At 46.7% G+C, this 2,444-nt stretch carries 2 protein-coding genes; both read right to left on the bottom strand.

Going from position 1 to position 2,444, the window contains the following annotated elements:
- Positions 1–121: 121 nt before the first annotated feature.
- Positions 122–1,714, bottom strand: coding sequence for a TraI domain-containing protein (locus tag QSH13_RS18340; protein WP_073519520.1), 1,593 nt, complete (start codon positions 1,712–1,714; stop codon positions 122–124).
- Between the two features lie 108 nt (positions 1,715–1,822).
- Positions 1,823–2,227, bottom strand: coding sequence for a hypothetical protein (locus QSH13_RS18335; RefSeq protein WP_228395559.1), 405 nt, complete (start codon positions 2,225–2,227; stop codon positions 1,823–1,825).
- Between the last annotated feature and the right edge of the window lie 217 nt (positions 2,228–2,444).

Here is a 2,444-nt window from a genome sequence, read left to right as displayed (position 1 = left end):
CTCCGTATCCGGTCGTAATACTTTATTGTAAAAGTAATTACTCAGCATTTGCTCCCAGACATCTACTTTTCGTTTATGCTCATCAGGACTGTGATTATCATTCATAAATGCTCCCTGTTTTCTAACTGCTGACAATTCGAATAAACAATGATTCTTCAGGCATATTCATGCCAAAAATCTGACTTCCTTTAATCATGTAACCATTAATTTTTTTATGGGATAACGTAATTAATGTTTTGTTATCACTCAGCGGATTCAGTTTTTCACCATAAATCCGTGCTCTGAAATGCCCCGATTGCCGGGTATCGCGACGAATGATCCGGTGAAGTTTAAGTGATTCAAAAGAAGAAATAATATGGCCGATATCATCCGGATTTTTACCCGTCTCCTGTATGTACTGATAAAAAATAGCCGGACTCTGGCAAAACAAATACTCCATGACACAGTGAACCTTCGCATCCGGCGTATTTATTGCCATTTTTCCGCCCAATAATCCGGACTCAAACCACCCCCAGAAAGCTTCGCCTTCATTTTTTGTACTCAGGCAGTTTTTGAACTGTTCATCCTTCTCATTACTATTGCCCGTCTGAGTATCAGATAAGACGTCCGGCATTAAACCTGATAATTCAAGTGCATATTTCATATCCTCAGATAACGGAAGAGACGTATCTGAGACCGTTTTTTCATCGGCAGAATCAGGTGTCTCCGGAGCAACCGCACCTTCCGCTTCTGCTACTACCATTAGCGGTATATCGCAGTGAATTCCGTTCTCTGTTTTTTCTGAAGTAACAGACTCCGGAGGCAATACCGATGTTACAGGGAGGGGGGCAGGTTGTGGCTTTTGCGCCAATTCAGCGGGTGCTGATGACGCGATATCATTCTCCGGCTGTCCTGATAGCACTGAAGACGAAGCATCAGGCGCTGACACAGAAACAACGGAAGAAAGTGCCGGCAATGCACCGGCGGGGAACGCAGCCAGAGCCTCATTCAGCACACGCTGTAAATCATTATCACCGTTTACCTGCCCGGTCACCACGTCAGACAACGCCTGAAGCGCCTTTGGTGTACCCGACAACCAGTGAATAACCTTCTCCGGTAATAGCCGGAAAGCCATCATGGCCCCTGTTGTCCGGCGAAAATGCGTGATATCCGGCACCGGCTCATGAAAGCGAAAACGATACGGCTCTGATGGCGGACTGATCCCCGGCTGCCACGGTGACAGACTGTTCAGTTGCCCCTCAAACTGTGCGGTTAACGGCAACCAGTAAAACAGCCCGGTATAAAACACGCACACATTCCAGGCACTGAACTGCCGGCTCTGCTCTTCCGACGGAAGCCCCCGGGGCAGCATCTCTTTCTGGGACATCCGCATACACCAGGCCGTCGTATTCAGCGTTAAATCCAGCAGGCCCCCTTCGCCGGCATATTTCCCGGTTTTTGATGCCGGCACACACTGAAGTCGTTCTGCCAGCGTCTGCAAAGGAGACAGGCAAAGTGCCCGGTACTGGTTATCCGGTAACGCCACCACCCGGCTGATTTGCTGTAACCAGTTTTGTCGCTGTGGTGTGGCCAGCAATATGTCAACCGACTGCGGTAAATAAAAGCCGTCACTGTCACGGATAAATAATACTTTTTCCTGCGTGTTTCCCGGGGAAACAGGTAATGTTTTCTCTTCCGCTTTCCGGGAAAGCGATTTACGAAACCACGGTAACATCGGTGTTACTGCCTCTATAATTCGGTAAAAAAACAACAACGCAACATTAAATAAAACATAAATTATTTTAATATCAGGATAAGAACAAATAATAAATACACTTTATTTTCATTGCGTTAACTCATCCACAAAAATAATTCCGGCAACAAAACATGAGATTGCATTAACAACGCATTCATTTTTTGTCCCTGCCTGTTTCTGCTGCCAGGCACGGATTGCCTTTTCATACGCATCCGCATTCACATGCTCCCGGGTCACCCCGCATTGCAGAATATTTTCCCGCTCTGACCAGAAGCCCGTATCTCTGTTTCTTTCCACCAACTGACATTCTGTCAGATAATAACGCCCCTGCTCAGCCTGATGCCGGCTATCCTGTTCAGCCCATATCAGAAAAGCCCCCACAATCAGAATCAACGGCAACAAAATGGTGGCTGTCGTAAAAAACGGATACAGGATTTCATTCTTCAAAAACGTTACCCACTCCCATACCCCTGCCCCTGATTCACATTTCATCACGTTCCCCCCGCCTCTCATTCAATGACGGCATCACGATAGCAACGCGGGGATAAAACAAAAGCCGAAATTAGTTTTCCGAAAAAAATAAAAAAACCCGGTATCACTACCGGGTTTTCAGTCAATTGAATCGATACGGAAGCCTCACCCTCCGTAATGTGGTAATGAATCAAGAATATAGTCCGGTCCCGTCACATCCCGGAAACCGTCCTCATTC

The organism is Proteus faecis, assembly GCF_030286765.1.
In the GTDB taxonomy this organism is placed as follows: Bacteria; Pseudomonadota; Gammaproteobacteria; order Enterobacterales; family Enterobacteriaceae; genus Proteus; species Proteus faecis.
Note: the sequence above shows the minus strand (reverse complement) of the source record. Positions and strands in the feature narration are given on the sequence as shown.